We start from the raw sequence: 26,808 nt of genomic DNA on the forward strand, positions 1-26,808 counted from the left end.
GTGGTTGAAAGTTATCTCAACTACATCTAGTATTCCTTTTAGCAAGACAGACACAACATGACGCGTTTACTCGCGCCGTTCTCTCATTATAAATGGAAATACGAATCATGAGCATTATTATTTACACTCGTAACGATTGTGTTCAGTGCCACGCCACGAAACGGGCGATGGAGAGCCGCGGCGTGGCATTTGAGATGGTCAATATAGATCAGGTGCCTGACGCGGCAGACACCCTGCGGGCGCAGGGTTTCCGTCAGCTTCCGGTTGTGGTTGCCGGCGACACCAGCTGGTCTGGCTTTCGTCCGGACATGATCAACCGCCTTGCCGCTCAGGGCGTCAGTGCATGAGCAGGCTGGTCTACTTTTCCAGCAGCTCGGAAAACACGCTTCGGTTTATGGAGCGTCTCGGGCTGCCCGCGATTCGCATTCCGCTGAACGAGCGGGAGCGTATTCAGGTAGACGAACCCTACATTCTGGTAGTGCCCAGCTATGGCGGTGGCGGCACCGCGGGGGCTGTGCCTCGTCAGGTGATCCGCTTTCTGAACGATCCCCATAACCGGCAGCTGATTCGCGGCGTGATCGCGGCAGGCAATCGTAACTTCGGCGAGGCCTTTGCCCGCGCCGGGGATGTCATCTCTCAAAAATGCGGCGTGCCGTATCTCTATCGTTTTGAACTGATGGGGACACAGCAGGACGTAGAGAACGTGCGTAAAGGAGTGAACGAATTTTGGCAACGACAACCGCAGAGCGCGTGATTCAGGCGACGCCGGATTACCATGCATTAAACGCCATGCTAAACCTCTATGACCGGGAGGGGCGCATTCAGTTTGGCAAAGATCGTGAGGCGGTGGACGCCTTTTTTGCCGCTCATGTACGCCCGAACAGCGTCGTCTTTGGCAGCCAGCAGGAACGTCTCGACTGGCTGGTAAAAGAGGGTTATTACGAAGAGCGCGTCCTGACCCGCTACGACCGCGCCTTCGCGGTGGCATTGTTTGAACGGGCGCACGCCAGTGGTTTTCGCTTCCAGACGTTTCTCGGCGCGTGGAAGTATTACACCAGCTACACCCTGAAAACCTTCGACGGCAAACGCTATTTAGAAAGCTTTGAAGATCGGGTGGTGATGGTAGCCCTGACGCTGGCGCAGGGCGATGAAGCTCTGGCCGAAAGGCTGACGGAGGAGATCCTCTCAGGCCGCTTCCAGCCTGCCACGCCAACCTTCCTTAACTGCGGCAAAGCCCAGCGCGGCGAGCTGGTCTCCTGCTTCCTGCTGCGTATTGAAGACAATATGGAGTCGATTGGCCGTGCGGTGAATTCGGCGCTACAGCTGTCGAAACGCGGCGGCGGCGTGGCATTTCTGCTTTCGAACCTGCGGGAAGCGGGCGCGCCGATCAAGCGCATCGAAAATCAGTCCTCCGGCGTCATCCCGGTGATGAAGATGCTGGAAGATGCCTTCTCATACGCCAACCAGCTTGGCGCACGTCAGGGCGCGGGCGCGGTTTATCTGCACGCGCATCATCCGGACATTCTGCGTTTTCTGGATACCAAACGTGAAAACGCCGACGAAAAGATCCGCATTAAAACCCTGTCGCTCGGCGTGGTGATCCCGGATATCACGTTTAAGCTGGCCAAAGAAAATGCCGACATGGCGCTTTTCTCACCGTATGACGTCGAGCGTATCTACGGCAAAGCCTTTGGCGATGTGGCCATCAGCGAACTGTATGACGAACTGGTGGCGGACGAGCGCATTCGTAAGAAATACATTAACGCCCGCGACTTTTTCCAGACGCTGGCCGAAATTCAGTTTGAGTCCGGGTACCCGTACATCATGTACGAGGATACGGTGAACCGCGCCAACCCGATTGCCGGGCGCATCAACATGAGCAATCTGTGCTCGGAGATTTTGCAGGTCAACAGCGCGTCCAGTTACGACGAGAACCTCGACTACGCGGATATCGGCAAAGATATCTCCTGCAATCTCGGTTCGCTGAATATTGCCCACACCATGGATTCCCCCGATTTTGGCCGCACGGTAGAGACCGCCATTCGCGGGCTGACGGCGGTATCGGACATGAGCCACATCCGCAGCGTACCGTCCATTGAGGCGGGCAACGCCGCGTCGCATGCCATCGGCCTTGGGCAGATGAACCTGCACGGCTATCTGGCGCGGGAGGGTATCGCCTACGGCAGCCCGGAAGGGCTGGATTTCACCAACCTTTATTTCTATACCATCACCTGGCATGCGCTGCATACCTCGATGCTGCTGGCGCGCGAACGCAACCAGCGGTTCGCAGGCTTTGAGCAGTCCCGCTACGCCAGCGGAGAGTATTTCAGCCAGTATCTGGAAGGCGACTGGCAGCCGAAAACCGAAAAAGTACGCGCGCTTTTCGACCGCGCCGGCATCACCCTGCCGACGCGTGAGATGTGGCAACAGCTGCGTGAGGATGTGATGCACTACGGCATCTATAACCAGAACCTTCAGGCGGTTCCGCCAACCGGCTCCATTTCCTATATAAATCATGCCACCTCGAGCATCCATCCGATCGTGTCGAAGATTGAAATCCGCAAGGAAGGCAAAACCGGCCGCGTCTACTACCCTGCCCCGTTTATGACTAACGAGAATCTGGCTCTGTACCAGGACGCCTATGAGATCGGCCCGGAAAAGATCATTGATACCTACGCCGAGGCGACCAGACATGTGGACCAGGGGCTGTCGCTGACGCTCTTCTTCCCGGACACCGCCACCACGCGGGATATCAATAAAGCGCAGATCTACGCCTGGAAGAGAGGCATCAAAACGCTGTACTACATTCGCCTGCGCCAGCTCGCGCTGGAAGGTACCGAAATTGAAGGCTGCGTGTCCTGCGCGCTGTAAGGAGAAAGGATGAAACTGTCACGCGTAAGCGCCGTTAACTGGAACAAAATTCAGGATGATAAAGACCTGGAGGTCTGGAACCGCCTGACCAGCAACTTCTGGCTGCCGGAAAAGGTGCCGCTCTCCAACGATATTCCGGCCTGGCAAACCCTGAGCCATGCCGAGCAGCAGCTGACAATCCGCGTCTTTACCGGCCTGACGCTGCTGGACACCATTCAGAATACCGTGGGTGCGCCCGCGCTGATGAGTGATGCGCTGACCCCGCACGAAGAGGCGGTAATGTCGAATATCAGCTTTATGGAGGCGGTCCATGCCCGCTCTTACAGCTCGATTTTCTCCACCCTGTGCCAGACCAGAGACGTGGACGCGGCCTACGCCTGGAGCGAAGAGAGCGCGTCATTGCAGCGCAAGGCAGATCTGGTGCTGGAATATTACCGGGCCGACGAGCCGCTGAAGAAGAAGATCGCCAGCGTGTTCCTGGAATCTTTTCTCTTCTATTCCGGCTTCTGGCTGCCCATGTACTGGTCGAGCCGGGGCAAGCTCACTAATACCGCCGATTTGATTCGCCTCATCATCCGCGATGAAGCGGTACACGGGTATTACATCGGCTATAAGTACCAGAAAGGACTGGAGAAAGTCACCCCGGAAAAACGCGAGGAACTCAAAGGTTTTGCCCTCGATTTACTGATGGATCTGTATGACAACGAGCTGAGCTATACCGAGGAGCTGTACGCCGGAACGGGCTGGGAAGAGGACGTAAAAGCCTTCCTCTGCTACAACGCCAACAAGGCGCTGATGAACCTGGGCTACGAAGCGTTATTCCCACCGGAAATGGCGGAAGTGAACCCGGCGATCCTCGCGGCGCTGTCGCCCAACGCCGATGAAAACCACGACTTCTTTTCCGGGTCCGGCTCGTCGTACGTGATGGGTAAAGCGGTGGAGACGCAAGACGAGGACTGGGATTTTTAATGAATGAATTAACGTTCATTAATTAACTCTACATTTCATTATTTCCAGCCGAATATTCCACTACGTACTACACTGTAATTTCCCCTTCATATTCGCCTGAATCACACCGATTCAGGCGAAATTCTCCCATGCAGTAGCAAAAAATTGAGAAAAATTCAAAGCGCCCTCAGCCCTTTATTCATGGGAAATTCAGCCGTTTCGCTTGCGGTAAAATTCCGACCTCAGGCAGGTCCAGGGTTGTCTCAGATTCTGAGTATGTTAGGGTAATGCCAGTTAACTATTTACCATGGTAATCATATCGACATAAACAAATAACAGGACACTCTCTATTGCATGGCAATTAAATTAGAAGTGAAAAATCTTTATAAAGTATTTGGCGAGCACCCGCAGCGTGCTTTCAAATATATTGAGAAAGGCCTTTCGAAAGAGCAAATTCTGGAAAAAACCGGGCTATCGCTTGGCGTTAAAGACGCCAGTCTGGCCATTGAAGAAGGCGAGATTTTTGTCATCATGGGATTATCCGGTTCGGGTAAATCCACTATGGTTCGCCTTCTCAATCGCCTGATTGAACCCACCCGCGGACAGGTGCTGATTGACGGCGTTGATATCGCCAGAATATCAGACGCGGAACTCCGCGAGGTGCGCAGAAAGAAAATTGCGATGGTGTTTCAGTCATTTGCACTGATGCCGCACATGACGGTACTCGATAATACCGCCTTTGGCATGGAGTTAGCCGGCACGCCCGCTCAGGAACGTCAGGAAAAAGCCCTTGATGCACTGCGTCAGGTCGGGCTGGAAAATTATGCTCATGCGTATCCGGATGAGCTCTCCGGCGGTATGCGTCAGCGCGTGGGATTAGCGCGCGCATTAGCGATTAATCCGGATATTTTATTAATGGACGAAGCCTTCTCGGCGCTCGATCCCTTAATTCGCACCGAGATGCAGGATGAGTTGGTAAAATTACAGGCCAAACATCAGCGCACCATTGTTTTTATTTCTCACGATCTGGATGAAGCCATGCGTATTGGCGACCGTATCGCCATTATGCAAAATGGTGAAGTGGTGCAGGTCGGCACACCGGATGAAATTCTCAATAATCCGGCGAATGATTATGTGCGCACCTTCTTCCGCGGCGTGGATATTAGCCACGTATTCAGTGCGAAAGATATTGCCCGCCGAACACCAAACGGCATTATTCGAAAAACGCCAGGTTTTGGTCCGCGCTCCGCGCTGAAGCTGTTGCAGGACGAAGACCGTGAATACGGTTATCTGGTTGAACGCGGCAATAAATTTGTCGGCGTTGTCTCCATCGACTCCCTGAAAACCGCCCTGAGCGAAAACCAGGGAATCGATGCGGCGTTGATTGACGCTCCGCTTGCCGTGGACGCCGAAACGCCGCTCAGCGAGTTGCTCTCTCACGTGGGTCAGGCGCCGTGCGCCGTGCCGGTTGTCGGTGAAGAACAACAGTACGTTGGCATCATCTCAAAACGGATGCTGCTACAGGCTTTAGATCGCGAGGGGACAAACAATGGCTGATCAATCAAACCCATGGGGCACCACTGAAGCAGCGGACAGCGCGGCGCAATCTGCCGATGCGTGGGGGTCGACGCCTGCGCCTGCCGATGGCGGCGGCGCGGCAGACTGGCTCAACAGCGCACCGGCGCCTGCCCCAGAGCATTTCAATATTATGGATCCGTTCCACAAGACGCTGATCCCGCTGGATAGCTGGGTAACGGAGGGGATCGACTGGGTCGTTACCCACTTCCGTCCGGTGTTCCAGGGGATCCGTATCCCGGTGGATTACATCCTGAACGGCTTCCAGCAGCTGATGCTGGGCATGCCCGCGCCGGTGGCGATTATCCTGTTCTCGCTGATCGCATGGCAGTTCGGCAGCGCGGGTATGGGGATCGCCACGCTGATCTCCCTGATTGCCATCGGCGCGATTGGCGCGTGGTCTCAGGCGATGATCACCCTGGCGCTGGTGCTGACCGCCCTGCTGTTCTGCGTGGCGATCGGCCTGCCGATGGGGATCTGGCTGGCGCGCAGCCCGCGGGCCGCAAAAATTATCCGCCCGCTGCTGGATGCAATGCAGACCACGCCAGCGTTCGTTTACCTGGTGCCTATCGTGATGCTGTTCGGCATCGGTAACGTACCGGGGGTGGTCGTGACCATTATCTTTGCCCTGCCGCCGATTATTCGCCTGACCATTCTGGGCATTAACCAGGTGCCTGCGGATCTGATAGAGGCATCACGCTCGTTTGGCGCCAGCCCGCGTCAGATGCTGTTTAAGGTTCAGCTTCCGCTGGCGATGCCGACCATTATGGCAGGTGTTAACCAGACGCTGATGCTGGCGCTGTCGATGGTGGTGATCGCCTCAATGATTGCCGTTGGCGGGTTAGGTCAGATGGTACTGCGCGGCATTGGCCGTCTCGATATGGGGCTGGCGACCGTCGGTGGCGTCGGGATTGTGATCCTCGCCATCATTCTTGACCGCCTGACCCAGGCTGTCGGTCGTGATTCACGCAGTCGCGGCAACCGTCGCTGGTATACCACCGGCCCTGTCGGGTTACTCACCCGCCCATTCACAAAATAAGGAACAACGATGCGACATAACGTACTTTTTGCCACAGCGTTTGCGACCCTTGTCTCCACCAGCGCAGTTGCCGCTGACCTGCCGGGCAAAGGCATTACCGTGCAGCCGGTGCAGAGCACCATTTCGGAAGAGTCCTTCCAGACCCAGATTGTCAGCCGTGCGCTGGAGAAACTGGGCTATACGGTGAATACCGCCAGTGAAGTGGATTACAACGTGGGCTATACCTCTATTGCCTCCGGCGATGCCACCTTTACCGCCGTGAACTGGCAGCCGCTGCACGACGATATGTATGCCGCCGCAGGCGGTGACAAGAAATTCTACCACGAAGGCACCTTTGTGACCGGCGCTGCGCAGGGATATTTGATCGACAAGAAAACCGCCGATAAGTATCACATCACCAATATTGAACAGCTGAAAGATCCCAAGATCGCCAAACTCTTTGATACCAACGGTGACGGCAAAGCCGACATGATGGGCTGCTCGCCGGGCTGGGGCTGTGAAGCGGTGATTAACCACCAGAACAAAGCCTTCGATCTGGCGAAGACCGTCGACGTGAGCCACGGCAATTACTCTGCGATGATGGCCGATACCATCGCCCGCTTTAAAGAAGGCAAGCCGGTGATCTACTACACCTGGACGCCGTACTGGGTGAGCGACGTGCTGAAGCCGGGCAAAGACGTGGTGTGGTTGCAGGTGCCCTTCTCCTCCCTGCCGGGCGAGCAGAAAGATATCGACACCAAACTGCCAAACGGCATGAACTATGGCTTCCCGGTGAATACCATGCATATCGTGGCGAACAAAGCCTGGGCCGAGAAAAACCCGGCGGCGGCGAAGCTGTTCTCGGTGATGAAACTGCCGCTGGCAGACATTAACGCCCAGAACGCGATGATGCACGCGGGTAAATCATCCGAAGCTGATATCAAAGGCCACGTGGATGGCTGGATCAAAGCCCACCAGCAGCAGTTCGATGGCTGGGTAAAAGAGGCGCTTGAGGCGCAGAAGTAAAAATACTACCCCTCACCCTGCCCTCTCCCCAAAGGGGAGAGGGTGTATAAAATCCCCTCTCCCCTTTGGGGAGAGGGGTAGGGTGAGGGGATCAAACCGCACCCAACCTAAACCGCACAATCCACCACGTAACAATCCCCCAACATTCACAATCATTGGTTATTATGTTTCCGGAAAAATAATCACTTAACTTACGATTCCTGAAACAAATGACAAAAACAACTCAAGGGCTTAGCCCCGCACTCATCCTTTTAATGTCCGTGGCAACGGGACTGGCCGTCGCCAGCAACTATTACGCGCAACCTCTGCTTGATACTATCGCGCGTGCTTTCGATCTTTCAGCCAGCTCCGCCGGCTTTATCGTCACCGCTGCGCAGCTCGGCTATGCGGCCGGGCTGCTGTTCCTGGTGCCATTAGGCGATATGTTTGAGCGCCGGATGCTTATCGTCTCCATGACGTTGCTGGCCGCAGGCGGGATGTTGATCACCGCCAGCAGCCAGTCGTTAACGATGATGATTATCGGTACCGCGCTGACGGGGCTGTTCTCGGTGGTGGCACAAATTCTGGTTCCCCTCGCGGCGACGCTGGCTTCCCCGGAAAAACGCGGCAAAGTGGTTGGCACTATTATGAGCGGCCTGCTGCTGGGCATCCTGCTGGCGCGAACCGTTGCCGGGCTGCTGGCGAGCCTCGGCGGCTGGCGCACCGTTTACTGGGTGGCAAGCGTACTGATGGTTATCATGGCGCTGGCCCTGTGGCGCGGCCTGCCAAAGGTGAAGCAGGAGAATCACCTGAACTATCCGCAGCTCCTCGCCTCCGTTTTCAGCCTCTTCACCCGGGATAAACTCCTGCGCACACGCGCCGTTCTGGGGTGTCTCACCTTCGCCAACTTCAGCATCTTATGGACGTCGATGGCGTTTCTGCTCGCCGCGCCGCCGTTTAACTACTCAGAAGGCGTGATTGGCCTGTTCGGGCTGGCAGGCGCGGCTGGCGCACTGGGCGCGCGCCCGGCGGGTGGCCTGGCCGACAAAGGTAAATCTCATATGACCACCTCCGCAGGGCTGGTTTTACTCCTGCTCTCATGGGCGGCTATCTGGTACGGACACGTCTCAGTGCTGGCGCTAATTGTCGGTATTCTGGTACTCGACCTCACCGTGCAGGGCGTTCATATCACCAACCAGACCGTGATTTACCGCGTGAAACCAGACGCCCGTAACCGTCTGACGGCCGGGTACATGACCAGCTACTTTATCGGCGGCGCGGCGGGCTCGCTAATCTCAGCCTCCGCCTGGCAGCATGCGGGCTGGACGGGCGTGTGCGCAATCGGCGCCATCGTGGCGGCGATAAATCTGCTGGTATGGTGGCGCGGCTATCACCGCCAGGAAGCAATTCACTAAGTTTTACATTGCTTTGGGCCCCCTGGGGTGTAAAGGGGGCCTGCATCTGTTAAGGTAACGGTAATCATTTATCCCAGAAATTTTACTGTGGGTGACATATTTACTACCGGCATGAATAGTTCAGACCCCTGTCCTCACATCCCCTCTTTCGCGGGTACACACCCCACACTTTCTGTGCTCACCGGGTCACGGATTTACCCGGCGCTTTCTGATGGTGACATACGTTTGGCGGATATAACCGCACAAATAATTCATTTACATTATTTGTCACTATCGTTACTATATCGGCTGTAATTAATGAGGTTATGCCCAAAATGGATAGTTCGTTTACGCCCATTGAACAAATGCTTAAGTTCCGCGCCAGTCGTCATGAGGACTTCCCGTATCAGGAGATCCTGCTGACCCGCCTGTGCATGCACATGCAGGGTAAGCTGCTGGAAAATCGTAACAAGATGCTGAAAGCGCAAGGGATTAACGAGACGTTGTTTATGGCGTTGATTACGCTTGAGTCTCAGGAAAACCACAGCATTCAGCCGTCTGAACTGAGCTGCGCGCTGGGTTCATCCCGTACCAATGCAACCCGTATTGCTGATGAGCTGGAGAAGCGCGGCTGGATAGAGCGCCGTGAGAGCGATAACGATCGCCGCTGCCTGCATCTGCAACTGACCGAGAAAGGTCACGAATTCCTGCGCGAAGTGCTGCCACCGCAGCATAACTGCCTGCACCAGCTTTGGTCTGCCCTCAGCACCGCCGAGCGCGACCAGCTTGAGCACATTACTCGCAAGCTGCTCACCCGTCTGGACCAGATGGATGAAGATGGCGTCATTCTTGAGGCGCTGCGCTAACGCGACGATCCGCTCAACATTCCAGATTGCAAAAGAAAAACTGACAGGCCAGCACGTGAAACTGCTGGCCTTTCTGACAGCAGGTCGGCTCAGCCGATGTGAAAATAAAAAGATCGTGGAGAACAACAATGAGCGCAAATGCGGAGAACACCCCCCCGCAGCAACCGGTCAACAAGAAGGGCAAACGTAAGAGCGCCCTTATTCTGCTGACCTTGCTCTTTATTATTATTGCCGTGGCATATGGGATCTATTGGTTTTTAGTCTTGCGTCATGTTGAAGAGACAGACGATGCATACGTGGCAGGGAATCAGGTTCAAATCATGGCGCAGGTGTCAGGCAGCGTCACGAAAGTCTGGGCTGACAACACCGACTTTGTGAAAAAAGGGGATGTGCTGGTCACGCTCGACCCGACCGACGCCCAACAGGCGTTTGAAAAAGCACAGACGGCGCTGGCCTCCAGCGTTCGCCAGACCCGCCAGCTGATGATCAACAGCAAACAGCTTCAGGCCAATATCGACGTGCAGAAAACGGCCCTGGCCCAGGCGCAGAGCGACCTCAAGCGTCGTGTTCCTCTCGGCACCGCCAACCTGATTGGCCGTGAAGAGTTGCAGCACGCCCGCGATGCGGTGGCGAGCGCACAGGCGCAGCTGGACGTGGCGATCCAACAGTACAACGCCAACCAGGCGATGGTGCTGGGCACCTCTCTGGAAAACCAGCCGGCGGTGAAACAGGCGGCGACCGAAGTGCGTAACGCATGGCTTGCCCTGCAACGTACCAAAATCGTCAGCCCGATGACCGGTTACGTTTCCCGTCGTTCCGTGCAGCCGGGTGCGCAAATTAGCACCACCACGCCGCTGATGGCGGTCGTTCCGGCGAACAACCTGTGGGTGGACGCGAACTTCAAAGAGACCCAGCTGGCGCATATGCGTATCGGCCAGACCGCAACCGTGGTCAGCGATATCTACGGCGATGACGTGAAGTACACCGGTAAAGTAGTCGGTCTGGACATGGGGACCGGCAGCGCCTTCAGCCTGCTGCCTGCACAGAACGCCACCGGCAACTGGATCAAAGTGGTACAGCGCTTGCCTGTACGTATCGAGCTGGATCCTAAGCAGCTGGCAGACCATCCGCTGCGAATTGGCCTTTCCACGCTGGTGACGGTCGATACCGCCAACCGCGACGGTCAGATCCTCGCAAGCCAGGTGCGCAGCACGCCAGCTTATGAAAGTAACGCCCGTGAAATTAGCCTCGATCCGGTCAATAAGCTGATCGATGACATCGTGAAGGCAAACGCCGGTTAAGCCGAAGGTGAGCGTTATGCAACAGCAAAAGCCGCAAAAACCGCTTGAGGGGGCGCAGCTGGTCATTATGACCATTGCGCTGTCGCTGGCGACATTCATGCAGGTGCTGGACTCCACCATCGCAAACGTGGCGATCCCTACGATCGCCGGGAACCTTGGCTCATCGCTGAGCCAGGGGACCTGGGTCATTACCTCATTCGGGGTGGCGAACGCCATCTCTATTCCCATCACCGGCTGGCTGGCGAAGCGCGTCGGTGAAGTGAAGCTGTTCCTCTGGTCGACGATCCTGTTCGTACTGGCCTCCTGGGCCTGCGGCATGTCCAGCAGCCTGACGATGCTGATTTTCTTCCGCGTCATTCAGGGGATTGTCGCCGGGCCGTTGATTCCGCTATCGCAGAGTTTGCTGCTGAACAACTATCCGCCCGCCAAGCGCTCCATCGCGCTCGCGCTGTGGTCGATGACGGTGATTGTCGCCCCAATTTGCGGGCCAATCCTCGGCGGCTATATCAGCGATAACTATCACTGGGGCTGGATCTTCTTCATCAACGTACCCATCGGTGCGCTGGTGGTGCTGATGACGCTACAGTCTCTGCGTGGTCGCGAAACGCGGACCGAACAGCGGCGGATCGACGGCATCGGGCTGGCACTGCTGGTTGTCGGCATCGGCAGCCTGCAAATCATGCTCGACCGCGGCAAAGAGCTGGACTGGTTCGCCTCTACGGAAATCATCGTGCTGACGGTGGTCGCCGTGGTTGCCATTAGCTTCCTGATTGTCTGGGAGCTGACGGACGAAAATCCGATAGTCGACCTCTCGCTGTTTAAATCGCGAAACTTCACCATCGGCTGCCTCTGTATCAGCCTCGCCTATATGCTCTACTTCGGCGCGATTGTTCTGCTGCCGCAGCTGTTGCAGGAGGTGTACGGCTATACCGCAACCTGGGCGGGGCTGGCCTCCGCGCCGGTGGGGTTAATTCCGGTTCTGCTGTCGCCGATTATTGGCCGTTTCGCCCATAAGCTCGACATGCGCAGGCTGGTGACGTTCAGCTTCATCATGTACGCCGTGTGCTTCTACTGGCGCGCGTATACGTTTGAACCGGGAATGGACTTTGGCGCCTCCGCGTGGCCGCAGTTTATTCAGGGCTTTGCTGTGGCGTGCTTCTTTATGCCACTGACCACCATTACGCTTTCCGGCTTGCCGCCTGAGCGGATGGCGGCGGCATCGAGCCTGTCGAACTTCACCCGTACGCTGGCGGGCTCCATCGGGACATCGATCACCACCACGCTGTGGACCAACCGGGAAGCGATGCACCACGCCCAGTTGACCGAAGCGGTGAACCCGTTCAACCCTAACGCTCAGCAGATGTATAGCCAGCTTGAGGGGATGGGGATGACGGAGCAGCAGGCGTCCGGCTGGCTTGCCCAGCAGATCACCAACCAGGGGCTGATTATCTCGGCAAACGAGATTTTCTGGATATCGGCGGGGATCTTCATCGTCCTGCTGGGGCTGGTGTGGTTTGCCAAACCACCGTTTGGTGCCGGTAGCGGGGGCGGTGGAGCGCACTAGCCCTGTGCACGGGTTGCCCGGTGGCGCTACGCTTACCGGGCCTACGAACGTAGGCCGGATAAGGCGTAGCCGCCATCCGGCAAAACACCGCACCGTGTCCAAAACGCGACAGCGATTGTCAGTTCCGATAAAGCAGCGCGCCTGAAATTGATTCACGAGAGTGAAAAGACAACAGGAGCGTACCATGCTGAACACACCCGCGCCACGCGCTGGCTCTCGACAGACTTACGTCGAAGTGAGCACGCCGAACGTCTATCTCGACCAGATCGAATATTTCTGCCACCACTTCAGCCGCCGCAGCGACGTCTGTATCAGCGTGCATCCGCAAAACGATCGCGATACCGGCGTCGCCAGCGCGGAGCTGGCCGTGGTTGTCGTCATCAGTATTGTAGGCCCGGTCAGCGAAGCGCCACCGGGCATCCACAGGCACAATACTAAATGTGCAGTTCCTGAAGTTTTTCTTTTGGCAGGGCCAGCTCGTCGTTGCTGTTTACACGAACATCACGTTCGATGATATGGCGGGCAATCTCCTGAGCTTCTTCCAGAGAGTGCATCTGGTAAGTGCCACACTGGTAAACGTTCAGCTCTGGGATCTGGTTCTGCTCTTTCACCTTCAGCACGTCTTCCATGGCCGCTTTCCACGCATCCGCGACGCGTTTCTCTTCAGGCTGACCAATCAGGCTCATGTAGAAACCGGTGCGGCAGCCCATCGGAGAGATATCGATGATCTCCACGCCGTTGCCGTTCAGGTGGTCGCGCATGAATCCGGCGAAAAGGTGTTCCAGCGTGTGAATGCCTTTCTCTGGCATCACTTCTTTATTCGGCACGCAGAAGCGCAGGTCGAAAACGGTGATCGTGTCGCCGTGCGGCGTGTTCATGGTCTTCGCCACGCGGACTGCTGGTGCTTCCATACGGGTATGGTCGACAGTAAAGCTATCTAATAACGGCATACGTCACCTCCGATAGTGATTTTTTTTAAAATAAACTGAACTCTTCTACAGAATGCGCGTCTGAGTATATGAAAGACGCGCATTTGTTATCATCATCCCTGAATTCAGAGATGTATATTTTGGCCACAGCGATGTGGCCTTTTTCTTTTGGTTCAGGCCTGCTTCGCCAGAAACGCCTCAAACGACTCCGTATCCGCCGCTTCGACCTCTTTCTGACGCACAACGGACGCATCGCGCTCTGCCACAAAATCCGCTTCGCTCAGGATCTCTAACGGCTCCTGCATCAGCATCTCACGGTACTCCGCTGAGAGTGAACGCCCTGTGCCACCAATTCCCTGTTCAATCATAGAACGCAGAATACGTGCTGAGAATGTCAGTTCCGGGTTATCGAAGCTTTCAACCAGTTCGTCGCAGACCTTCTGGTAAGCTTCGCCGCCGTACACGCTATCCAGCGTCTGGGCTACGCGCTTCAGGTCATGGAACAGATCCTTCCCTACCTTAGACAGTGGGAACTGGGCCGTTTCACAGCCAATACCTAACGTCAGACCCGGCTTGCGCCCTTCCAGAATCACGCGATTCCAGTTGGCACGAGTACACAGCAGTTCGTCGGAACTCATTTCCGGCGCATCCGCCAGTACGCACCAGACCATAAACAGGTCAAGGAAGCGAACCTGCTGCTCGTCAACGCCAATCGGTGAGAACGGGTTGATATCCAGCGAGCGCACTTCAATGTATTCGATCCCGCCGCGCTGTAGCGCATCCGACGGCGTTTCACCGCTGCGCGTCACGCGCTTCGGACGAATCGGCGCATACAGTTCATTTTCAATCTGCAATACGTTGGTGTTAATTTGCAGGCGCTTGCCGTCTTTTTCGAGGCCGATTTTTTCGTACTCTTCCGACGGGGTTTTTATCGCCCGCTTCAGGCCTGCCACATATTCGTGCAGATCGTTAAACGTAATTCCGAGATTGCTTTGCGACTTATTGGTATAGCCAAGGTCGCTCAGGCGCAGCGAGGTCGCGTACGGCAGATAGTACATGCCACACTCAGTCTTCTCGAACGGCAGCGTGGTCGGTTTCCCTTGCAGGAACGATGAACAGATAGCCGGGGACGCGCCGAACAGATACGGAATAACCCAGCCAAAACGGTAGTAGTTGCGGATCAGGCGGAAGTAGCCCGCGGAGATCGCTTCTTTATCCGTTTCACCGCACTTCGCCTGCCAGAACGCCATCGGCAGAGAGAAATTGTAGTGCACGCCAGAGATCGTCTGCATCAGTGCGCCGTAGCGATTTTTCAGTCCTTCGCGATACAGCGTTTTCAGCCGTCCAATATTCGAGGTGCCGTACTGAGCCAGCTCGATATCCTGCCCCTGCTCGATATAGCACGGCATGCTGAGCGGCCACATACGCTCGTCGCCGAGGTTGCGGGCGGTGAAGCGATGCACGTCGCGCATGATCGTCAGCATATGATCAATATCACCGTCTACTGGCGTAATGAACTCCAGCAGCGCTTCGGCGAAATCGGTTGTGATCCATTTATGTGTCAGCGCCGAGCCTAACGCCTTCGGGTGTCCCGTAGTCGCTAAGCTACCATCCGCATTTACGCGCAGCGTTTCGCGCTCAAGCCCACGCTGAATCCCCTTCAGTGCCTGAGGGTGATTTTCCAGCCAGGCCAGCGCCTGTGATACGTCCGGGATCAATTTGACCTCCCGCCTGTCAAAAAATTGTCACTCAGCATAATTGTAATGGTTGACGATTGAAGGTCGCGAATTCATTCCACCAATTAGTGCCACCACGTCATACCCTGTAGTGTTACCCATGCCAGTAAAACATAGCGTAACGCCTTGCCAAGGCACAAAAAAAAGAGCACCGGTCCCCAGGAGATGCGCATCCATCCCGCCAGCAGACACAGTAAATCGCCTATTACAGGCATCCAGCTTAATAACAGCGTGGCAGCGCCATAGCGTTTTAGCCAGCCCACTGCCTTTTCCTGCCAGCGAGATTTTTCGCGTAGCGGAAAGAAACGTCCAAGAATAACGTTAGTCAGCCCTCCAAGGCTATTACCCATTGTTGCTATTAAGACCAGCAACCAGGGCTGACTCACGCCGGACAACAGCATCGCCACCAGCACCACTTCCGAATTCCCCGGTAAGAGGGTGGAGCTTAAAAAACTGCTGGCGAATAATGAAGCGAGTGACAGCGCGTCACTCACAGTAAGCGAACATCCACCGCCGCCATTCCGGCATCACGCGCGGCCTGAATGCCAAAATCAGCATCTTCAAACACCACGCATTTTGCAGGTGGTACACCCATTAATTCTGCACAGCGCAGGAAGGTATCCGGTGCGGGTTTGTGATGTTTAACATGATCGGCAGCAACGACGGCAGAAAAATAGTGGCGCAGGCCAAGGTGTTTGAGTAGCGCTTCAGCAATCGCGCTCTCGCTGCCCGTACCGACAGACATAGGACGACGGCCGTGCCACTCCTTGACGGCGTCAATGAGTGGTAAAGGCTGCACGGTGTCTAACAGTATGGCTTTTACCGCTTCGGTTTTTTCACGCGCGAGCTGGTGCGGGTCGAGATCGGCCTGATTCAGCTCAATCACGGCCTGTGCGATACGCCAGGTGGGCGATCCGTTGAGGGCAATCATCGCCTGTAAATCGAAACGCATACCGTAACGGCCCAGGACTTCGGTCCAGGCCTGACGATGCGTGGGTTCGGTATCCAGGAGGGTGCCGTCCATGTCGAAGATCAAACCGTCATACTGTGCGTACATCGTGCTCTCGCTAAACGATTAACAAAGCATTACTTTATCGTAAAAGGGGATTTTTGTCGCTGATTGCGAAGTGATAACAATGAGAGTGATTAAGAACTAAACATCGAAGGGGATCACAAGAAGAGATGGTGCATCCGGGAGGATTCGAACCTCCGACCGCTCGGTTCGTAGCCGAGTACTCTATCCAGCTGAGCTACGGATGCATCGGGATTTGCTGCTGTACTTCTCGATACTCATATCACTTCAAAAGCAATATGAATTAAAAAATGGTGCATCCGGGAGGATTCGAACCTCCGACCGCTCGGTTCGTAGCCGAGTACTCTATCCAGCTGAGCTACGGATGCATCGGGATTTACTGCTGTACTTCTCGATACTCATATCACTTCAAAAGCAATATGAAGTAAAAAATGGTGCATCCGGGAGGATTCGAACCTCCGACCGCTCGGTTCGTAGCCGAGTACTCTATCCAGCTGAGCTACGGATGCATCGGGATTTACTACTGTACTGCTCGATATTCATATCACTTCGAAAGCAATATGAAGTAATAGATGGTGCATCCGGGAGGATTCGAACCTCCGACCGCTCGGTTCGTAGCCGAGTACTCTATCCAGCTGAGCTACGGATGCAAAATGGCGGTGAGGCGGGGATTCGAACCCCGGATGCAGCTTTTGACCGCATACTCCCTTAGCAGGGGAGCGCCTTCAGCCTCTCGGCCACCTCACCACACAACGCCTCTTTCGAGTGCTTCGAGCAACTCGTTAAGAGCTTCTCGTCGCTGCGTGGCGCATATATTACTTTCTGGGACTTATAAGTCAAACAATTTTCCACATGCTTTTTTCGTTTGCACAATTCGCACGCAATTCGCATGTAAAAGCCGCAAAGAGAGTGTTTTATAAGCGGATTTTGCAGGCATCTTCACAGAATTGTGTTGAGAGAAGCGCGTCATTTGGATGAGATAAGATTATGAGAGTGGTCAAAAACGAAGCGTTTGAAATAGAACGGTAACTTTATGCAGGAAAAATAGCGGGAGGGTTGCGTCTCGCCCGACAGCGAGACGCGACAATATCAGTAACTGGACTGCTGGGATTTTTCAGCCTGGATACGCTGGTAGATCTCTTCACGGTGGACAGATACTTCTTTAGGAGCGTTAACACCAATACGTACCTGGTTACCCTTTACCCCTAAAACTGTCACGGTGACCTCATCCCCAATCATGAGGGTCTCACCAACTCGACGAGTCAGAATCAGCATTCTTTGCTCCTTGAAAGATTAAAAGAGTCGGGTCTCTTGTATCCCGGCATTATCCATCATATAACGCCAAAAAGTAAGCGATGACAAACACGTAAAGTGTAAGCAGTCACGGCATCACATTCTGTTAAACGTAAGTTTAGCCGATATACACAAACTCAACCTGACTTTATCGTTATCGATAGCGCAGTGAGCAAGACGCCATAACGTTACCGCTATGGCGTCTGCTTGTGCTTTGTAGTTATTACAGTTTCGCGCTTACCCAGCTTTCAACGCTGGCTAATGCCGCGGGAAGTGCCGCCGCATCCGTACCACCGGCTTGCGCCATGTCCGGACGACCGCCACCTTTGCCACCCACCTGCTGGGCGACCATGCCAATCAGTTCCCCTGCTTTGACACGATCCGTCACATCCTTAGAGACGCCCGCAATCAGAGAAACCTTACCCTCTGCGACCGTTGCCAGCACGATAACCGTCGAACCAAGCTGGTTCTTTAGATCGTCGACCATGGTACGCAGCATCTTAGGCTCAACGCCCGCCAGGTCGCTGACCAGCAGTTTGACGCCCTTAATGTCTACCGCTTTGCTGGAGAGGTTTGCGCTCTCCTGCGCCGCAGCCTGTTCTTTCAGCTGCTGGAGTTCTTTTTCCAGCTGACGGGTACGATCCAGCGCGACACGCACTTTCTCGCCCAGGTTCTGGCTATCGCCTTTCAGCAGCTGCGCGATCTCGTGCAGCTGGTCGCTCTGCGCATGCAGGCTGGCAATTGCACCTTCCCCGGTCACCGCCTCAATACGACGCACGCCTGCCGCCGTACCCGACTCGGAAACGATGCGGAACAAGCCGATGTCACCGGTGCGGGATGCGTGAGTACCGCCACACAGTTCGGTAGAGAAGTCGCCCATGCTCAGCACGCGAACGCGGTCGTCATATTTCTCGCCAAACAGCGCCATCGCACCTTTCTTCTTCGCTGCCTCAAGATCCATGATGTGGGTTTCGATTGGCAGGTTACGGCGGATCTGGGCATTCACCAGGTCTTCCACCGCACGAATTTCAGACGGCTTCATCGCTTCAAAATGCGAGAAGTCGAAACGCAGCACTTTGTCGTTAACCAGAGAACCTTTCTGTGCAACGTGCGTACCCAGCACTTCGCGCAGGGCTGCGTGCATCAGGTGGGTTGCCGAGTGGTTCAGACGAATGCGCGCGCGGCGAGCTTCGTCAACGTTGGCCTGAACGCCCTCGCCCACTTTCAGAGAACCGGAAACCAGTTTGCCCTGGTGACCAATTGCCTGACCGTATTTCTGGGTATCGCTTACGCTGAAGCTGAAGCCATTGCCTTTCAGTTCGCCTTTATCGCCAACCTGGCCGCCGGATTCCGCATAGAACGGTGTTTTATCCAGGATAACAACCGCGTCCTGACCTGCGCTAATGCTGTCTACGGCTTTACCGTCAACAAACAGCGCGGTCACGTTGCTGGTCAGAGCCAGCTCTTCGTAGCCTTTAAATTCAGACGCGCTATCAACGCGGATCATCGCGTTGTAGTCCGCGCCAAAACCGCTGGATTCACGCGCACGACGACGCTGCTCTTCCATTGCGGCTTCAAAGCCTGCTTCGTCAACTTTGATGTTGCGCTCGCGGCAAACGTCCGCCGTCAGGTCAACCGGGAAGCCGTAGGTGTCGTACAGGCGGAAAGCGGTTTCGCCATCCAGCGTGTCGCCCTTGAGTTTCGCCAGCTCGTCGTCCAGCAGCGCCAGTCCGCGCTCCAGCGTACGGGCAAACTGCTCTTCTTCGGTTTTCAGAACCTGTTCAACCTGCGCCTGCTGGCGTTTCAGCTCGTCACCGGCAGAGCCCATCACGCCAATCAGTGGCCCAACGAGTTTATAGAAGAAGGTGTCCTTCGCGCCCAGCATGTTGCCATGACGGATCGCACGACGAATGATACGACGCAGCACATAGCCACGGTTTTCATTCGACGGGATAACGCCGTCAGCAATCAGGAACGCACAGGAACGAATATGGTCTGCGATAACGCGCAGTGATTTGTTGTTCAGATCGGTTGCGCCCGTCACTTCGGCAACGGCTTTGATCAGGGTGCTGAACAGGTCAATCTCATAGTTGGAGTTAACGTGTTGCAGAACGGCCGCGATACGCTCAAGACCCATACCGGTATCTACGGACGGTTTTGGCAGCGGCTCCATGGTGCCGTCGGCCTGACGGTTGAACTGCATGAAGACAATGTTCCAGATCTCAATGTAGCGATCGCCATCTTCTTCCGCGCTTCCCGGAGGGCCGCCCCAGATGTGGTCACCATGATCGTAGAAGATCTCGGTGCACGGACCGCAAGGGCCGGTGTCACCCATCTGCCAGAAGTTATCAGACGCGTAAGGCGCGCCTTTGTTGTCACCGATACGGATGATACGTTCGCGAGGGATACCCACTTCTTTTTCCCAGATGTCGAACGCTTCGTCATCGGTCTCATACACGGTCACCCACAGACGCTCTTTCGGCAGATTAAACCAGTTTTCACCGGTCAGCAGTTCCCACGCATATTGAATGGCGTCGTGTTTGAAGTAGTCGCCGAAGCTGAAGTTACCCAGCATTTCGAAGAAAGTGTGGTGGCGCGCGGTGTAACCGACGTTTTCCAGATCGTTGTGTTTACCGCCCGCACGCACGCAACGCTGTGAGGTTGTGGCGCGGGAATAATTACGCTTGTCGAGACCAAGGAACACATCCTTGAACTGGTTCATCCCGGCGTTGGTAAACAGCAGAGTCGGGTCATTGTTCGGTACCAGGGAGCTGCTGGCAACAACCTGGTGTCCCTTACTATGGAAAAAATCGAGAAACGCCTGACGGATCTCAGCGGTGCTCTTGCTCATAATTATCCTGAAATCAAGCTAACGAAATGTCGCAGCAGATCTGTATCTGTAAACAGTTGGACGGACCAGCTACTGGAAAAAGTGGGAATAAGATAAGTTTTCTTTAGTGGGAAGTAAAATCCCGCATGCGTTCAATCGGTAAAATTACGCCAGATATCCTGAATATCTTCCATCAGGAAGCCGCGGTAGAGCAAAAAGCGCTGGATTTTAACTTTTTCTGAAAATTCACGCGGCAGCGGCTCACCGTACTTTCGTACCGCCTGCTCACGCGCCAGTTCGCACCAGTCGATTTCACTTTCGCGCATGGATTTTTCAATCGATTCACGGGCTACACCTTTCTGGTTCAGCTCCTGGCGGATACGCGCTGGCCCATAGCCTTTACGACCACGGCTGGCAAGAAAGCGAGCGGCAAAACGGCCGTCATCCAGATAGTGATGCTCGTAGCACCAGGCAACCACGCGGTCATAATCTTCCGCGGTGGCATCAATGTCTTCCGGACCGTTTTTGCTCATGACGGGCGCTGACAGTTTCCGCCGCAGCTCCTGTTCACTATGGTCACGCACGGCAAGAATACGCACGGCCCGATCCAGCAAGCGTGAGTAGGCTGGTCGGCGTGATGTCGGTTCACTCATAAAAAACCTGTCGATTCAGAAATGCAAAAAGGGCCGCATCAGCAGCCCTTCATTTTTATCCGAGAGGATTAAAAATCTTCGTTGGTTTCTTCAGCATCCGCGCCGTCGACCACGAAATCAGGTTTAGAGTCCTGGTTGCTCAGCAGGAGTTCACGCACCTTCTTCTCAATCTCTTTCGCCGCCGCCGGGTTCTCTTTCAGCCAGGAGATAGCATTCGCTTTACCCTGACCAATCTTGTCACCGTTGTAGCTGTACCATGCGCCCGCTTTTTCAATCAGCTTCTCTTTCACGCCCAGGTCAACCAGCTCGCCGAGGAAGTTGATACCTTCGCCGTAGAGGATCTGGAATTCAGCCTGTTTGAACGGTGCTGCGATTTTGTTCTTCACAACCTTCACGCGGGTTTCGCTACCGACGACGTTATCCCCCTCTTTCACCGCGCCGATACGGCGGATATCCAGACGGACAGAAGCGTAGAATTTCAGAGCGTTACCGCCGGTGGTGGTTTCCGGGTTACCGAACATTACACCAATTTTCATACGGATCTGGTTGATGAAGATCAGCAGCGTATTGGACTGCTTCAGGTTACCCGCCAGCTTACGCATCGCCTGGCTCATCATACGTGCCGCGAGGCCCATGTGAGAGTCACCGATTTCACCTTCAATTTCTGCTTTTGGCGTCAGCGCCGCAACGGAGTCGACGATGATCACGTCAACCGCACCTGAGCGCGCCAGCGCGTCACAAATTTCCAGGGCCTGCTCGCCGGTGTCCGGCTGTGAGCACAGCAGGTTGTCGATATCAACGCCCAGTTTACGGGCATAGACCGGGTCCAGCGCGTGCTCGGCATCGATAAACGCACAGGTTTTACCTTCGCGCTGTGCCGCCGCAACAACCTGCAACGTCAGGGTGGTTTTACCCGAGGATTCCGGACCGTAGATTTCTACGATACGGCCCATCGGCAAACCGCCAGCGCCCAGTGCGATATCAAGAGAAAGCGAACCAGTGGAGATAGTTTCCACATCCATGGAACGGTCTTCACCCAGGCGCATGATGGAGCCTTTACCGAATTGCTTTTCGATCTGGCCCAGTGCTGCCGCCAACGCTTTCTGTTTGTTTTCGTCGATAGCCATTATTACTCCTGTCATGCCGGGAGAAGCAACTGCGCTTCACCATGGACTTCTGTTCTGTTGAGGCAATTATACTGTATAGTCATACAGTATCAAGTATTTTGTAGAAATTGTTGCCAGAGCGTTTTTAACGCGTATTCCGTTGCCTGACGACGCACGCTTTCGCGATCGCCGCTGAAGCATTCCCGGCGGGTGATCCCTTCACCTTTTGAGGTGGCAAAGCCAAACCAGACGGTGCCGACAGGCTTCACGTCGCTGCCGCCGTCCGGCCCCGCGATACCGCTGATGGAGATAGCGTAATCTGCGCGCGCCTCTTTCAGCGCGCCAATCGCCATTTCGATCACCACCGGCTCGCTGACCGCGCCATGCTGCTCAAGCGTGGCTTCACGCACGCCAATCATCTGCGCTTTAGCCTCGTTACTGTAGGTCACAAAGCCGCGTTCAAACCAGGCGGAACTGCCAGCAATATCGGTAATTGCTTTCGCCACCCAGCCGCCGGTGCAGGATTCTGCGGTCGTAAGAGTCGCGCCGCGCTGTTTCAGCGCCAGCCCCACCACTTCGCTTAGCTGCATCAATTCATGGTCAGTCATTCTCGCTCCAGGCCTTAGAAAAACATGCAGCACAAGATAGCACTTTCTCATCAAATATGGGGATGCGCGTCGGGTTTTACGAGGGGGCTTCAGAAAAAAGCCGATGCGGGCGCACCGGCCAGAGAGACGCTTATTTCATGCTGTTAGCGAGGGTATCCACATTGTGGCGAAACGCCTTGACGTAGGTGTCCGCCACGCCGCCCTTCGCGGACAGCGCTTCCGGGTAAAGTTCACCGCCCGGCTGGGCGCCCGTGGCGGTCGCGATCTGCTTCACCAGGCGCGGATCAAGCTGGTTTTCCATAAACCAGGTTTTCACACCGTCAGCTTTAATCTGATTGATGATCTCCGCTACCTGCGCCGCGCTGGCTTCACTCTCAGACGACAGCCCCTGCGGCGCCATAAACGTCACGCCGTAGGCGCGGCTGAAATAGCCGAAAGCGTCGTGGCTGGTCAGCACTTTGCGCTTCGCCTGTGGGATGTCGCTGAAACGCTTTTTAGCCCAACCGTCCAGCTGAGAGAGCTGCGCAATATAGGGTTTACCGGTAGCTTCAAGCGCCGCCGTATCTTCAGGATCGGCCTTCACCAGCCCAGAGAGAATATTTTGCGCATACAGCGCGCCGTTCGCCGCGCTGTTCCACGCGTGCGGATCGGTCACGGTTTTACCGTCCTCTTCCAGCGTGTGCGTTTTCACGCCGTCCGAAGCAACCACCAGCTGGCCTTTGAATCCGGAGGCTTTCACCAGACGATCGAGCCAGCCCTCCAGCCCCAGCCCATTGACTACCACCACGTCGGCTTTACTCAGCGCCGCGCTGTCTTTGGGCGAGGGTTCGAAAGTATGGGGATCACCGTCCGGCCCCACCAGCGTCGTCACCTTCACACGATCGCCGCCAACCTGCTGCGTGATGTCTCCCAGGATGGAAAAGCTGGTCACCACATTAAGCGTTTTCGCCATTACGCCGTGCGTCATCATGCCGAGCGCGAGCGCCACGGCTAACCCTGTACGTTTCATCGTTTCCCCTTGCGTTAAAAAAGCGCCCGCAGGCTATCCGCCAGCCTGCTGAGCGTGCCAAATAAAACGGAAATAAAGAACAATGCGCTGGCGGTCAGCACAATGGAGGGCCCGGCGGGCAGACTCACTGCCCAGGAAAGGCTTAAGCCCAGCCACGCGCAAAAAATACCGCTGATACCCGCCATCAGAAGTAACCCTGGCAGGGTGCGCACCCAGCAGCGTGCCGCCACGGCGGGTAACATCATCAGCCCGACGGCCATCAACGTGCCGAGCACCTGAAAACCGGCCACCAGGTTGAGCACCAGCAGCGCCAGAAACAGACCGTGTAACATCCCGGGCAGCCAGCGCGCGTTCACCTGCAACCACGCGGTATCGAACGCTTCGCTGACCAGCCCACGATAAAACATCGCCAGCGTGAGGAGCGTGAACATGCAAACGCCCGTCACGAACAGGGCTGACGCGCTATCCACGGCGAGAATGGAGCCAAACAGAAGATGAAGCAGATCGACATTTGAACCGCGCAGCGACACCAGCGTGACGCCCAGCGCCAGGGAACCCAGGTAAAACCCCGCGAAGCTGGCATCCTCTTTAAGGGGCGTGCGGCGGCTGACCAGCCCGGCCACCAGCGCAACGGCGATCCCGGCAATAAACCCGCCGACAGTCATTGCCAGCAGCGACATACCGCTGAGCAGATAGCCCACCGCGACACCCGGCAAAATGGCATGAGAAAGGGCGTCCCCCATCAGGCTCATCCGACGCAGCTGAAGGAATACCCCCAGCGCCGTGGTGCTGACGGAGAGCGCCAGGCAAACCACCAGTGCACGGCGCATAAAGCCGTACTCAATAAACGGCTGGAAGAATGTATGCCAGATCATGCCACCCTCACCCGCTCGGTTTTCCATTGGGGACTATCAGCGTCCAGACGTAACGTCTGCGGGAAGTGACGTGCTACGCGCTCGCTGTCATGTAGTACCGCCAGCAGGGTCTGCCCCTGCATATACATCTCCAGCATCAGATCCATCAGCACGTTGCAGGTCGCTTCATCAACGCCGGTGAAGGGTTCGTCCAGCATCACCAGCGGTGCCTGCTGCACTAAAACGCGGGCAAACAGCATGCGCTGGAATTGCCCGCCGGAGAGTTCATCGATGGTGGATAACGCCATGGACGCCAGCCCCACGCGCTCAAGCGCGCCGGCAATGCGCATGCGGGTATCCCGACGAAAACCGGCAAATAGCGAGATTTCTGGCCAGCAGCCCATGCTCACCACGTCCTGCACGGTCAGAGGAAATTGCGCCTCCAGCGCGTGACGCTGCGCCAGCCAGCCCACCACCGGACGTCTCCCCTGCCAGCGAAACGTACCGCTGACGGGCGGAAGAAAGCCAGCGAGCGTTTTCAGCAGCGTGGATTTGCCGCAACCGTTGGCCCCGACGATGGCGGTCATGCTCCCGCGTTCAATCACGCCGGACAGTGCGCGCGTAACGGGCTGGCGATCGTAACCCGCCACCAGGTCGTTCATCACGATCATGGCAACGCCACCGCCCAGCGCACGGCCAGGCCGAGAAACAGAATGAGCATCAGCGCCAGCAGCAGACGAACCGGGGATGAGAGAGAAAACAGGGACATGGATATCTCAATTAAAAATTATGTTATAACATAACAATAATGAAAGACGATTAAGATGTAAACGGCGGGAGTGAAATGGGAATGTGGCGAAATGTTTCTGCGGGAAACAGGTGCGGGCGGGTGCCCTCACCCCAGCCCTCTCCCACAGGGAGAGGGAGGCATAAGGGGACTTACTGGCTAAACGGTGACGCTGCCGGCACACGCGCCTGAGACACCGCCAGCCCCAGCTGCCACACCGCCATCGCATAGTGCGTGCTGTGGTTGTAGCGGGTAATGGTGTAGAAGTTCGGCAGTCCGAACCAGTACTGATAACCGGTTCCGACATCCAGGCGCAGCAGGCTCACCTGGTCAACATTGCCCAGCGGCTGCGACGGCGTTAAGCCTGCCGCTGCCAGCTGCGCCACGCTGTATTTGGTTTTAAATCCGTTTTCCAGACCAAACGCCTCGCCGTTTGCCTGCACCGCCACCTGGCCGCCCGGCGTCCAGCCGTGCGCTTTGAAGTAGTTGGCCACGCTGCCAATGGCGTCTTCGGGATCCCACAGGTTGATGTGACCATCCCCGTTAAAATCTACCGCGTACTGCTTATAGGAGGACGGCATAAACTGGCCGTAGCCCATCGCACCGGCGAACGACCCTTTCAGATCTAACGGATCGTCCTGTTCGTCTCGCGCCATCAGCAGGAAGGTTTCCAGTTCAGAGGAGAAATACTCGGCGCGGCGCGGGTAGTTGAAGGAGAGCGTCGCCAGCGCATCGAGGATGCGGGTTTTACCCATAATGCGTCCCCAGCGGGTCTCAACCCCAATAATACCGACGATGATCTCCGGCGGCACGCCATAGACCTGCCACGCGCGGTTCAGGGCGTCTTCATACTGATTCCAGAACACCACGCCATTTTGCACGTTGTCCGGGGTAATAAACTGTTTGCGATAGCGCAGCCACGCCCCGTTTGGCCCGGTCGGCACCTGGGCCGTCGGCGCCTGCCTGTCCATCAGGCGCAGCACGTAGTCCAGACGCTTCGCCTGAGACAAAATGGCATGCAGCTGCTGGCGATCAAAACCGTGCTTGCTCACCATTTTATCGATGAACTGTTCGGCCGCAGGGTTATTCGCGAAGTCGCCGCCCATCTGCATCATATTGTGCTGCGGCTCAAGCAGGAACCCGCCGGAAGGCGCGCCCGCCGTTTGTTGAACAGCTTCAGTCCTGGGTTTGCTACTACAGGCGGACAGGAGAATAAGCGCAGGTAACAGCGCTGCATAACGACGCTTGAACATGTGGCATCCATTTAACGAGTTCGGTAAGAACCCAGTATGGTAAAGCATCCGCAACACCTCAAGGAAGCGGTACACACCTCCCCAACGCAAATCCGCGCTTTTTTCCATCGAAAATCATTCGCCCCACCAATTATCTTTCAAATTAATCCATTTTTCTTTCATTGTGAGATCTAAT

24 protein-coding genes, 5 tRNA genes and 1 pseudogene are annotated in these 26,808 nt (G+C 55.8%); 12 read left to right on the forward strand and 18 right to left on the reverse strand.

Features of this window, described 5'->3' with window-relative positions; all coding sequences use genetic code 11:
• Nucleotides 1-107 precede the first annotated feature (107 nt).
• The 12 genes and pseudogenes from nrdH to ACQG0S_RS16925 all read left to right on the forward strand — a co-directional run.
• Nucleotides 108-347 carry a glutaredoxin-like protein NrdH gene (gene nrdH, locus ACQG0S_RS16870; protein WP_017382770.1) on the forward strand — a complete coding sequence of 80 codons (240 nt, stop codon included), beginning with the start codon at nucleotides 108-110 and terminating at the stop codon, nucleotides 345-347.
• Nucleotides 344-754: a class Ib ribonucleoside-diphosphate reductase assembly flavoprotein NrdI gene (gene nrdI / locus ACQG0S_RS16875; RefSeq protein ID WP_022649128.1), complete on the forward strand. Its 411-nt coding sequence runs from the start codon at nucleotides 344-346 to the stop codon at nucleotides 752-754. Before nrdH ends, nrdI begins: the two co-directional genes overlap by 4 nt.
• Nucleotides 727-2,871 carry a class 1b ribonucleoside-diphosphate reductase subunit alpha gene (gene nrdE / locus ACQG0S_RS16880; protein ID WP_023306802.1) on the forward strand — a complete coding sequence of 715 codons (2,145 nt, stop codon included), beginning with the start codon at nucleotides 727-729 and terminating at the stop codon, nucleotides 2,869-2,871. The genes nrdI and nrdE overlap by 28 nt, the downstream gene beginning before the upstream one ends.
• A gap of 9 nt (nucleotides 2,872-2,880) precedes the next feature.
• Entirely contained in the window at nucleotides 2,881-3,840 is a 960-nt protein-coding gene (gene nrdF, locus ACQG0S_RS16885) for a class 1b ribonucleoside-diphosphate reductase subunit beta (RefSeq protein WP_022649130.1), read from the forward strand.
• Nucleotides 3,841-4,173: 333 nt separating this feature from the next.
• Complete coding sequence (proV, locus tag ACQG0S_RS16890; protein ID WP_022649131.1) at nucleotides 4,174-5,376, forward strand: glycine betaine/L-proline ABC transporter ATP-binding protein ProV; 1,203 nt, start codon at nucleotides 4,174-4,176, stop codon at nucleotides 5,374-5,376.
• Nucleotides 5,369-6,433, forward strand: a complete 1,065-nt coding sequence (proW, locus tag ACQG0S_RS16895; protein ID WP_022649132.1) for a glycine betaine/L-proline ABC transporter permease ProW — start codon at nucleotides 5,369-5,371, stop codon at nucleotides 6,431-6,433. The genes proV and proW overlap by 8 nt, the downstream gene beginning before the upstream one ends.
• 9 nt (nucleotides 6,434-6,442) lie before the next feature.
• Entirely contained in the window at nucleotides 6,443-7,438 is a 996-nt protein-coding gene (gene proX / locus ACQG0S_RS16900) for a glycine betaine/L-proline ABC transporter substrate-binding protein ProX (protein ID WP_048965961.1), read from the forward strand.
• A 209-nt stretch (nucleotides 7,439-7,647) separates the two neighbouring features.
• On the forward strand, nucleotides 7,648-8,832 hold the full coding sequence (locus tag ACQG0S_RS16905) for an MFS transporter (RefSeq protein ID WP_017692795.1): 1,185 nt from the start codon (nucleotides 7,648-7,650) through the stop codon (nucleotides 8,830-8,832).
• 314 nt (nucleotides 8,833-9,146) lie between these two features.
• The gene (gene emrR / locus ACQG0S_RS16910) at nucleotides 9,147-9,677 is read left to right on the forward strand and encodes a multidrug efflux transporter EmrAB transcriptional repressor EmrR (protein WP_017694792.1); all 531 of its coding nucleotides are present in this window, start codon (nucleotides 9,147-9,149) and stop codon (nucleotides 9,675-9,677) included.
• A 128-nt stretch (nucleotides 9,678-9,805) separates the two neighbouring features.
• The gene (emrA, locus tag ACQG0S_RS16915) at nucleotides 9,806-10,978 is read left to right on the forward strand and encodes a multidrug efflux MFS transporter periplasmic adaptor subunit EmrA (RefSeq protein ID WP_022649133.1); all 1,173 of its coding nucleotides are present in this window, start codon (nucleotides 9,806-9,808) and stop codon (nucleotides 10,976-10,978) included.
• A 16-nt stretch (nucleotides 10,979-10,994) separates the two neighbouring features.
• Nucleotides 10,995-12,542, forward strand: a complete 1,548-nt coding sequence (gene emrB, locus ACQG0S_RS16920) for a multidrug efflux MFS transporter permease subunit EmrB (RefSeq protein ID WP_022649134.1) — start codon at nucleotides 10,995-10,997, stop codon at nucleotides 12,540-12,542.
• A 229-nt stretch (nucleotides 12,543-12,771) separates the two neighbouring features.
• Nucleotides 12,772-12,915 (forward strand): annotated as a pseudogene (locus tag ACQG0S_RS16925) (hypothetical protein); the annotation flags it as partial.
• Nucleotides 12,916-12,976: 61 nt separating this feature from the next.
• Here ACQG0S_RS16925 and luxS read toward each other — a convergent pair.
• The 18 genes from luxS to mltB form a co-directional block, all read right to left on the reverse strand.
• Nucleotides 12,977-13,492, reverse strand: a complete 516-nt coding sequence (gene luxS, locus ACQG0S_RS16930) for an S-ribosylhomocysteine lyase (protein WP_003862180.1) — start codon at nucleotides 13,490-13,492, stop codon at nucleotides 12,977-12,979.
• A gap of 152 nt (nucleotides 13,493-13,644) precedes the next feature.
• On the reverse strand, nucleotides 13,645-15,189 hold the full coding sequence (gshA, locus tag ACQG0S_RS16935; protein WP_022649137.1) for a glutamate--cysteine ligase: 1,545 nt from the start codon (nucleotides 15,187-15,189) through the stop codon (nucleotides 13,645-13,647).
• A gap of 83 nt (nucleotides 15,190-15,272) precedes the next feature.
• Nucleotides 15,273-15,701 (reverse strand): YqaA family protein, encoded by a 429-nt coding sequence (locus ACQG0S_RS16940; protein ID WP_017692791.1) that lies wholly within the window; start codon nucleotides 15,699-15,701, stop codon nucleotides 15,273-15,275.
• On the reverse strand, nucleotides 15,698-16,264 hold the full coding sequence (yqaB, locus tag ACQG0S_RS16945) for a fructose-1-phosphate/6-phosphogluconate phosphatase (protein WP_048966014.1): 567 nt from the start codon (nucleotides 16,262-16,264) through the stop codon (nucleotides 15,698-15,700). The genes ACQG0S_RS16940 and yqaB overlap by 4 nt, the downstream gene beginning before the upstream one ends.
• Nucleotides 16,265-16,390: 126 nt before the next feature.
• Nucleotides 16,391-16,467: transfer RNA gene (locus ACQG0S_RS16950), tRNA-Arg, on the reverse strand.
• Between the two features lie 64 nt (nucleotides 16,468-16,531).
• Nucleotides 16,532-16,608 (reverse strand) — tRNA-Arg (locus tag ACQG0S_RS16955).
• Nucleotides 16,609-16,672: 64 nt separating this feature from the next.
• Nucleotides 16,673-16,749 (reverse strand) — tRNA-Arg (locus ACQG0S_RS16960).
• A 64-nt stretch (nucleotides 16,750-16,813) separates the two neighbouring features.
• Nucleotides 16,814-16,890, reverse strand: a tRNA-Arg gene (locus ACQG0S_RS16965).
• Between the two features lie 4 nt (nucleotides 16,891-16,894).
• Nucleotides 16,895-16,987 (reverse strand) — tRNA-Ser (locus ACQG0S_RS16970).
• 342 nt (nucleotides 16,988-17,329) lie between these two features.
• Nucleotides 17,330-17,515 carry a carbon storage regulator CsrA gene (csrA, locus tag ACQG0S_RS16975; protein ID WP_000906486.1) on the reverse strand — a complete coding sequence of 62 codons (186 nt, stop codon included), beginning with the start codon at nucleotides 17,513-17,515 and terminating at the stop codon, nucleotides 17,330-17,332.
• 241 nt (nucleotides 17,516-17,756) lie between these two features.
• Complete coding sequence (gene alaS / locus ACQG0S_RS16980) at nucleotides 17,757-20,384, reverse strand: alanine--tRNA ligase (RefSeq protein WP_022649139.1); 2,628 nt, start codon at nucleotides 20,382-20,384, stop codon at nucleotides 17,757-17,759.
• A gap of 131 nt (nucleotides 20,385-20,515) precedes the next feature.
• Nucleotides 20,516-21,016: a recombination regulator RecX gene (recX, locus tag ACQG0S_RS16985; RefSeq protein ID WP_063137602.1), complete on the reverse strand. Its 501-nt coding sequence runs from the start codon at nucleotides 21,014-21,016 to the stop codon at nucleotides 20,516-20,518.
• Between the two features lie 68 nt (nucleotides 21,017-21,084).
• On the reverse strand, nucleotides 21,085-22,143 hold the full coding sequence (gene recA / locus ACQG0S_RS16990; RefSeq protein ID WP_022649140.1) for a recombinase RecA: 1,059 nt from the start codon (nucleotides 22,141-22,143) through the stop codon (nucleotides 21,085-21,087).
• 89 nt (nucleotides 22,144-22,232) lie between these two features.
• Nucleotides 22,233-22,730 (reverse strand): nicotinamide-nucleotide amidase, encoded by a 498-nt coding sequence (pncC, locus tag ACQG0S_RS16995; RefSeq protein WP_003862172.1) that lies wholly within the window; start codon nucleotides 22,728-22,730, stop codon nucleotides 22,233-22,235.
• A 130-nt stretch (nucleotides 22,731-22,860) separates the two neighbouring features.
• Nucleotides 22,861-23,739, reverse strand: coding sequence for a metal ABC transporter substrate-binding protein (locus tag ACQG0S_RS17000; RefSeq protein WP_022649141.1), 879 nt, complete (start codon nucleotides 23,737-23,739; stop codon nucleotides 22,861-22,863).
• A 14-nt stretch (nucleotides 23,740-23,753) separates the two neighbouring features.
• Nucleotides 23,754-24,614, reverse strand: coding sequence for a metal ABC transporter permease (locus ACQG0S_RS17005; RefSeq protein WP_048966170.1), 861 nt, complete (start codon nucleotides 24,612-24,614; stop codon nucleotides 23,754-23,756).
• Complete coding sequence (locus ACQG0S_RS17010) at nucleotides 24,611-25,264, reverse strand: metal ABC transporter ATP-binding protein (protein ID WP_022649143.1); 654 nt, start codon at nucleotides 25,262-25,264, stop codon at nucleotides 24,611-24,613. Before ACQG0S_RS17010 ends, ACQG0S_RS17005 begins: the two co-directional genes overlap by 4 nt.
• A 268-nt stretch (nucleotides 25,265-25,532) precedes the next feature.
• The gene (mltB, locus tag ACQG0S_RS17015; RefSeq protein WP_022649145.1) at nucleotides 25,533-26,633 is read right to left on the reverse strand and encodes a lytic murein transglycosylase B; all 1,101 of its coding nucleotides are present in this window, start codon (nucleotides 26,631-26,633) and stop codon (nucleotides 25,533-25,535) included.
• Nucleotides 26,634-26,808 lie beyond the last annotated feature (175 nt).

The sequence above is a fragment of the Enterobacter cloacae complex sp. 418I7 genome (assembly GCF_050030705.1).
GTDB lineage: Bacteria > Pseudomonadota > Gammaproteobacteria > Enterobacterales > Enterobacteriaceae > Enterobacter > Enterobacter intestinihominis.

Coding starts and splice junctions, on each gene's coding strand:
- nrdH (WP_017382770.1), top strand. CDS start 108: ATGAGCATTATTATTTACACTCGTAACGATTGTGTTCAGTGCCACGCC.
- nrdI (WP_022649128.1), top strand. CDS start 344: ATGAGCAGGCTGGTCTACTTTTCCAGCAGCTCGGAAAACACGCTTCGG.
- nrdF (WP_022649130.1), top strand. CDS start 2,881: ATGAAACTGTCACGCGTAAGCGCCGTTAACTGGAACAAAATTCAGGAT.
- proV (WP_022649131.1), top strand. CDS start 4,174: ATGGCAATTAAATTAGAAGTGAAAAATCTTTATAAAGTATTTGGCGAG.
- proW (WP_022649132.1), top strand. CDS start 5,369: ATGGCTGATCAATCAAACCCATGGGGCACCACTGAAGCAGCGGACAGC.
- proX (WP_048965961.1), top strand. CDS start 6,443: ATGCGACATAACGTACTTTTTGCCACAGCGTTTGCGACCCTTGTCTCC.
- ACQG0S_RS16905 (WP_017692795.1), top strand. CDS start 7,648: ATGACAAAAACAACTCAAGGGCTTAGCCCCGCACTCATCCTTTTAATG.
- emrR (WP_017694792.1), top strand. CDS start 9,147: ATGGATAGTTCGTTTACGCCCATTGAACAAATGCTTAAGTTCCGCGCC.
- emrA (WP_022649133.1), top strand. CDS start 9,806: ATGAGCGCAAATGCGGAGAACACCCCCCCGCAGCAACCGGTCAACAAG.
- emrB (WP_022649134.1), top strand. CDS start 10,995: ATGCAACAGCAAAAGCCGCAAAAACCGCTTGAGGGGGCGCAGCTGGTC.
- luxS (WP_003862180.1), bottom strand. CDS start 13,492: ATGCCGTTATTAGATAGCTTTACTGTCGACCATACCCGTATGGAAGCA.
- yqaB (WP_048966014.1), bottom strand. CDS start 16,264: ATGTACGCACAGTATGACGGTTTGATCTTCGACATGGACGGCACCCTC.
- csrA (WP_000906486.1), bottom strand. CDS start 17,515: ATGCTGATTCTGACTCGTCGAGTTGGTGAGACCCTCATGATTGGGGAT.
- alaS (WP_022649139.1), bottom strand. CDS start 20,384: ATGAGCAAGAGCACCGCTGAGATCCGTCAGGCGTTTCTCGATTTTTTC.
- recX (WP_063137602.1), bottom strand. CDS start 21,016: ATGAGTGAACCGACATCACGCCGACCAGCCTACTCACGCTTGCTGGAT.
- recA (WP_022649140.1), bottom strand. CDS start 22,143: ATGGCTATCGACGAAAACAAACAGAAAGCGTTGGCGGCAGCACTGGGC.
- pncC (WP_003862172.1), bottom strand. CDS start 22,730: ATGACTGACCATGAATTGATGCAGCTAAGCGAAGTGGTGGGGCTGGCG.
- ACQG0S_RS17000 (WP_022649141.1), bottom strand. CDS start 23,739: ATGAAACGTACAGGGTTAGCCGTGGCGCTCGCGCTCGGCATGATGACG.
- ACQG0S_RS17005 (WP_048966170.1), bottom strand. CDS start 24,614: ATGATCTGGCATACATTCTTCCAGCCGTTTATTGAGTACGGCTTTATG.
- ACQG0S_RS17010 (WP_022649143.1), bottom strand. CDS start 25,264: ATGATCGTGATGAACGACCTGGTGGCGGGTTACGATCGCCAGCCCGTT.
- mltB (WP_022649145.1), bottom strand. CDS start 26,633: ATGTTCAAGCGTCGTTATGCAGCGCTGTTACCTGCGCTTATTCTCCTG.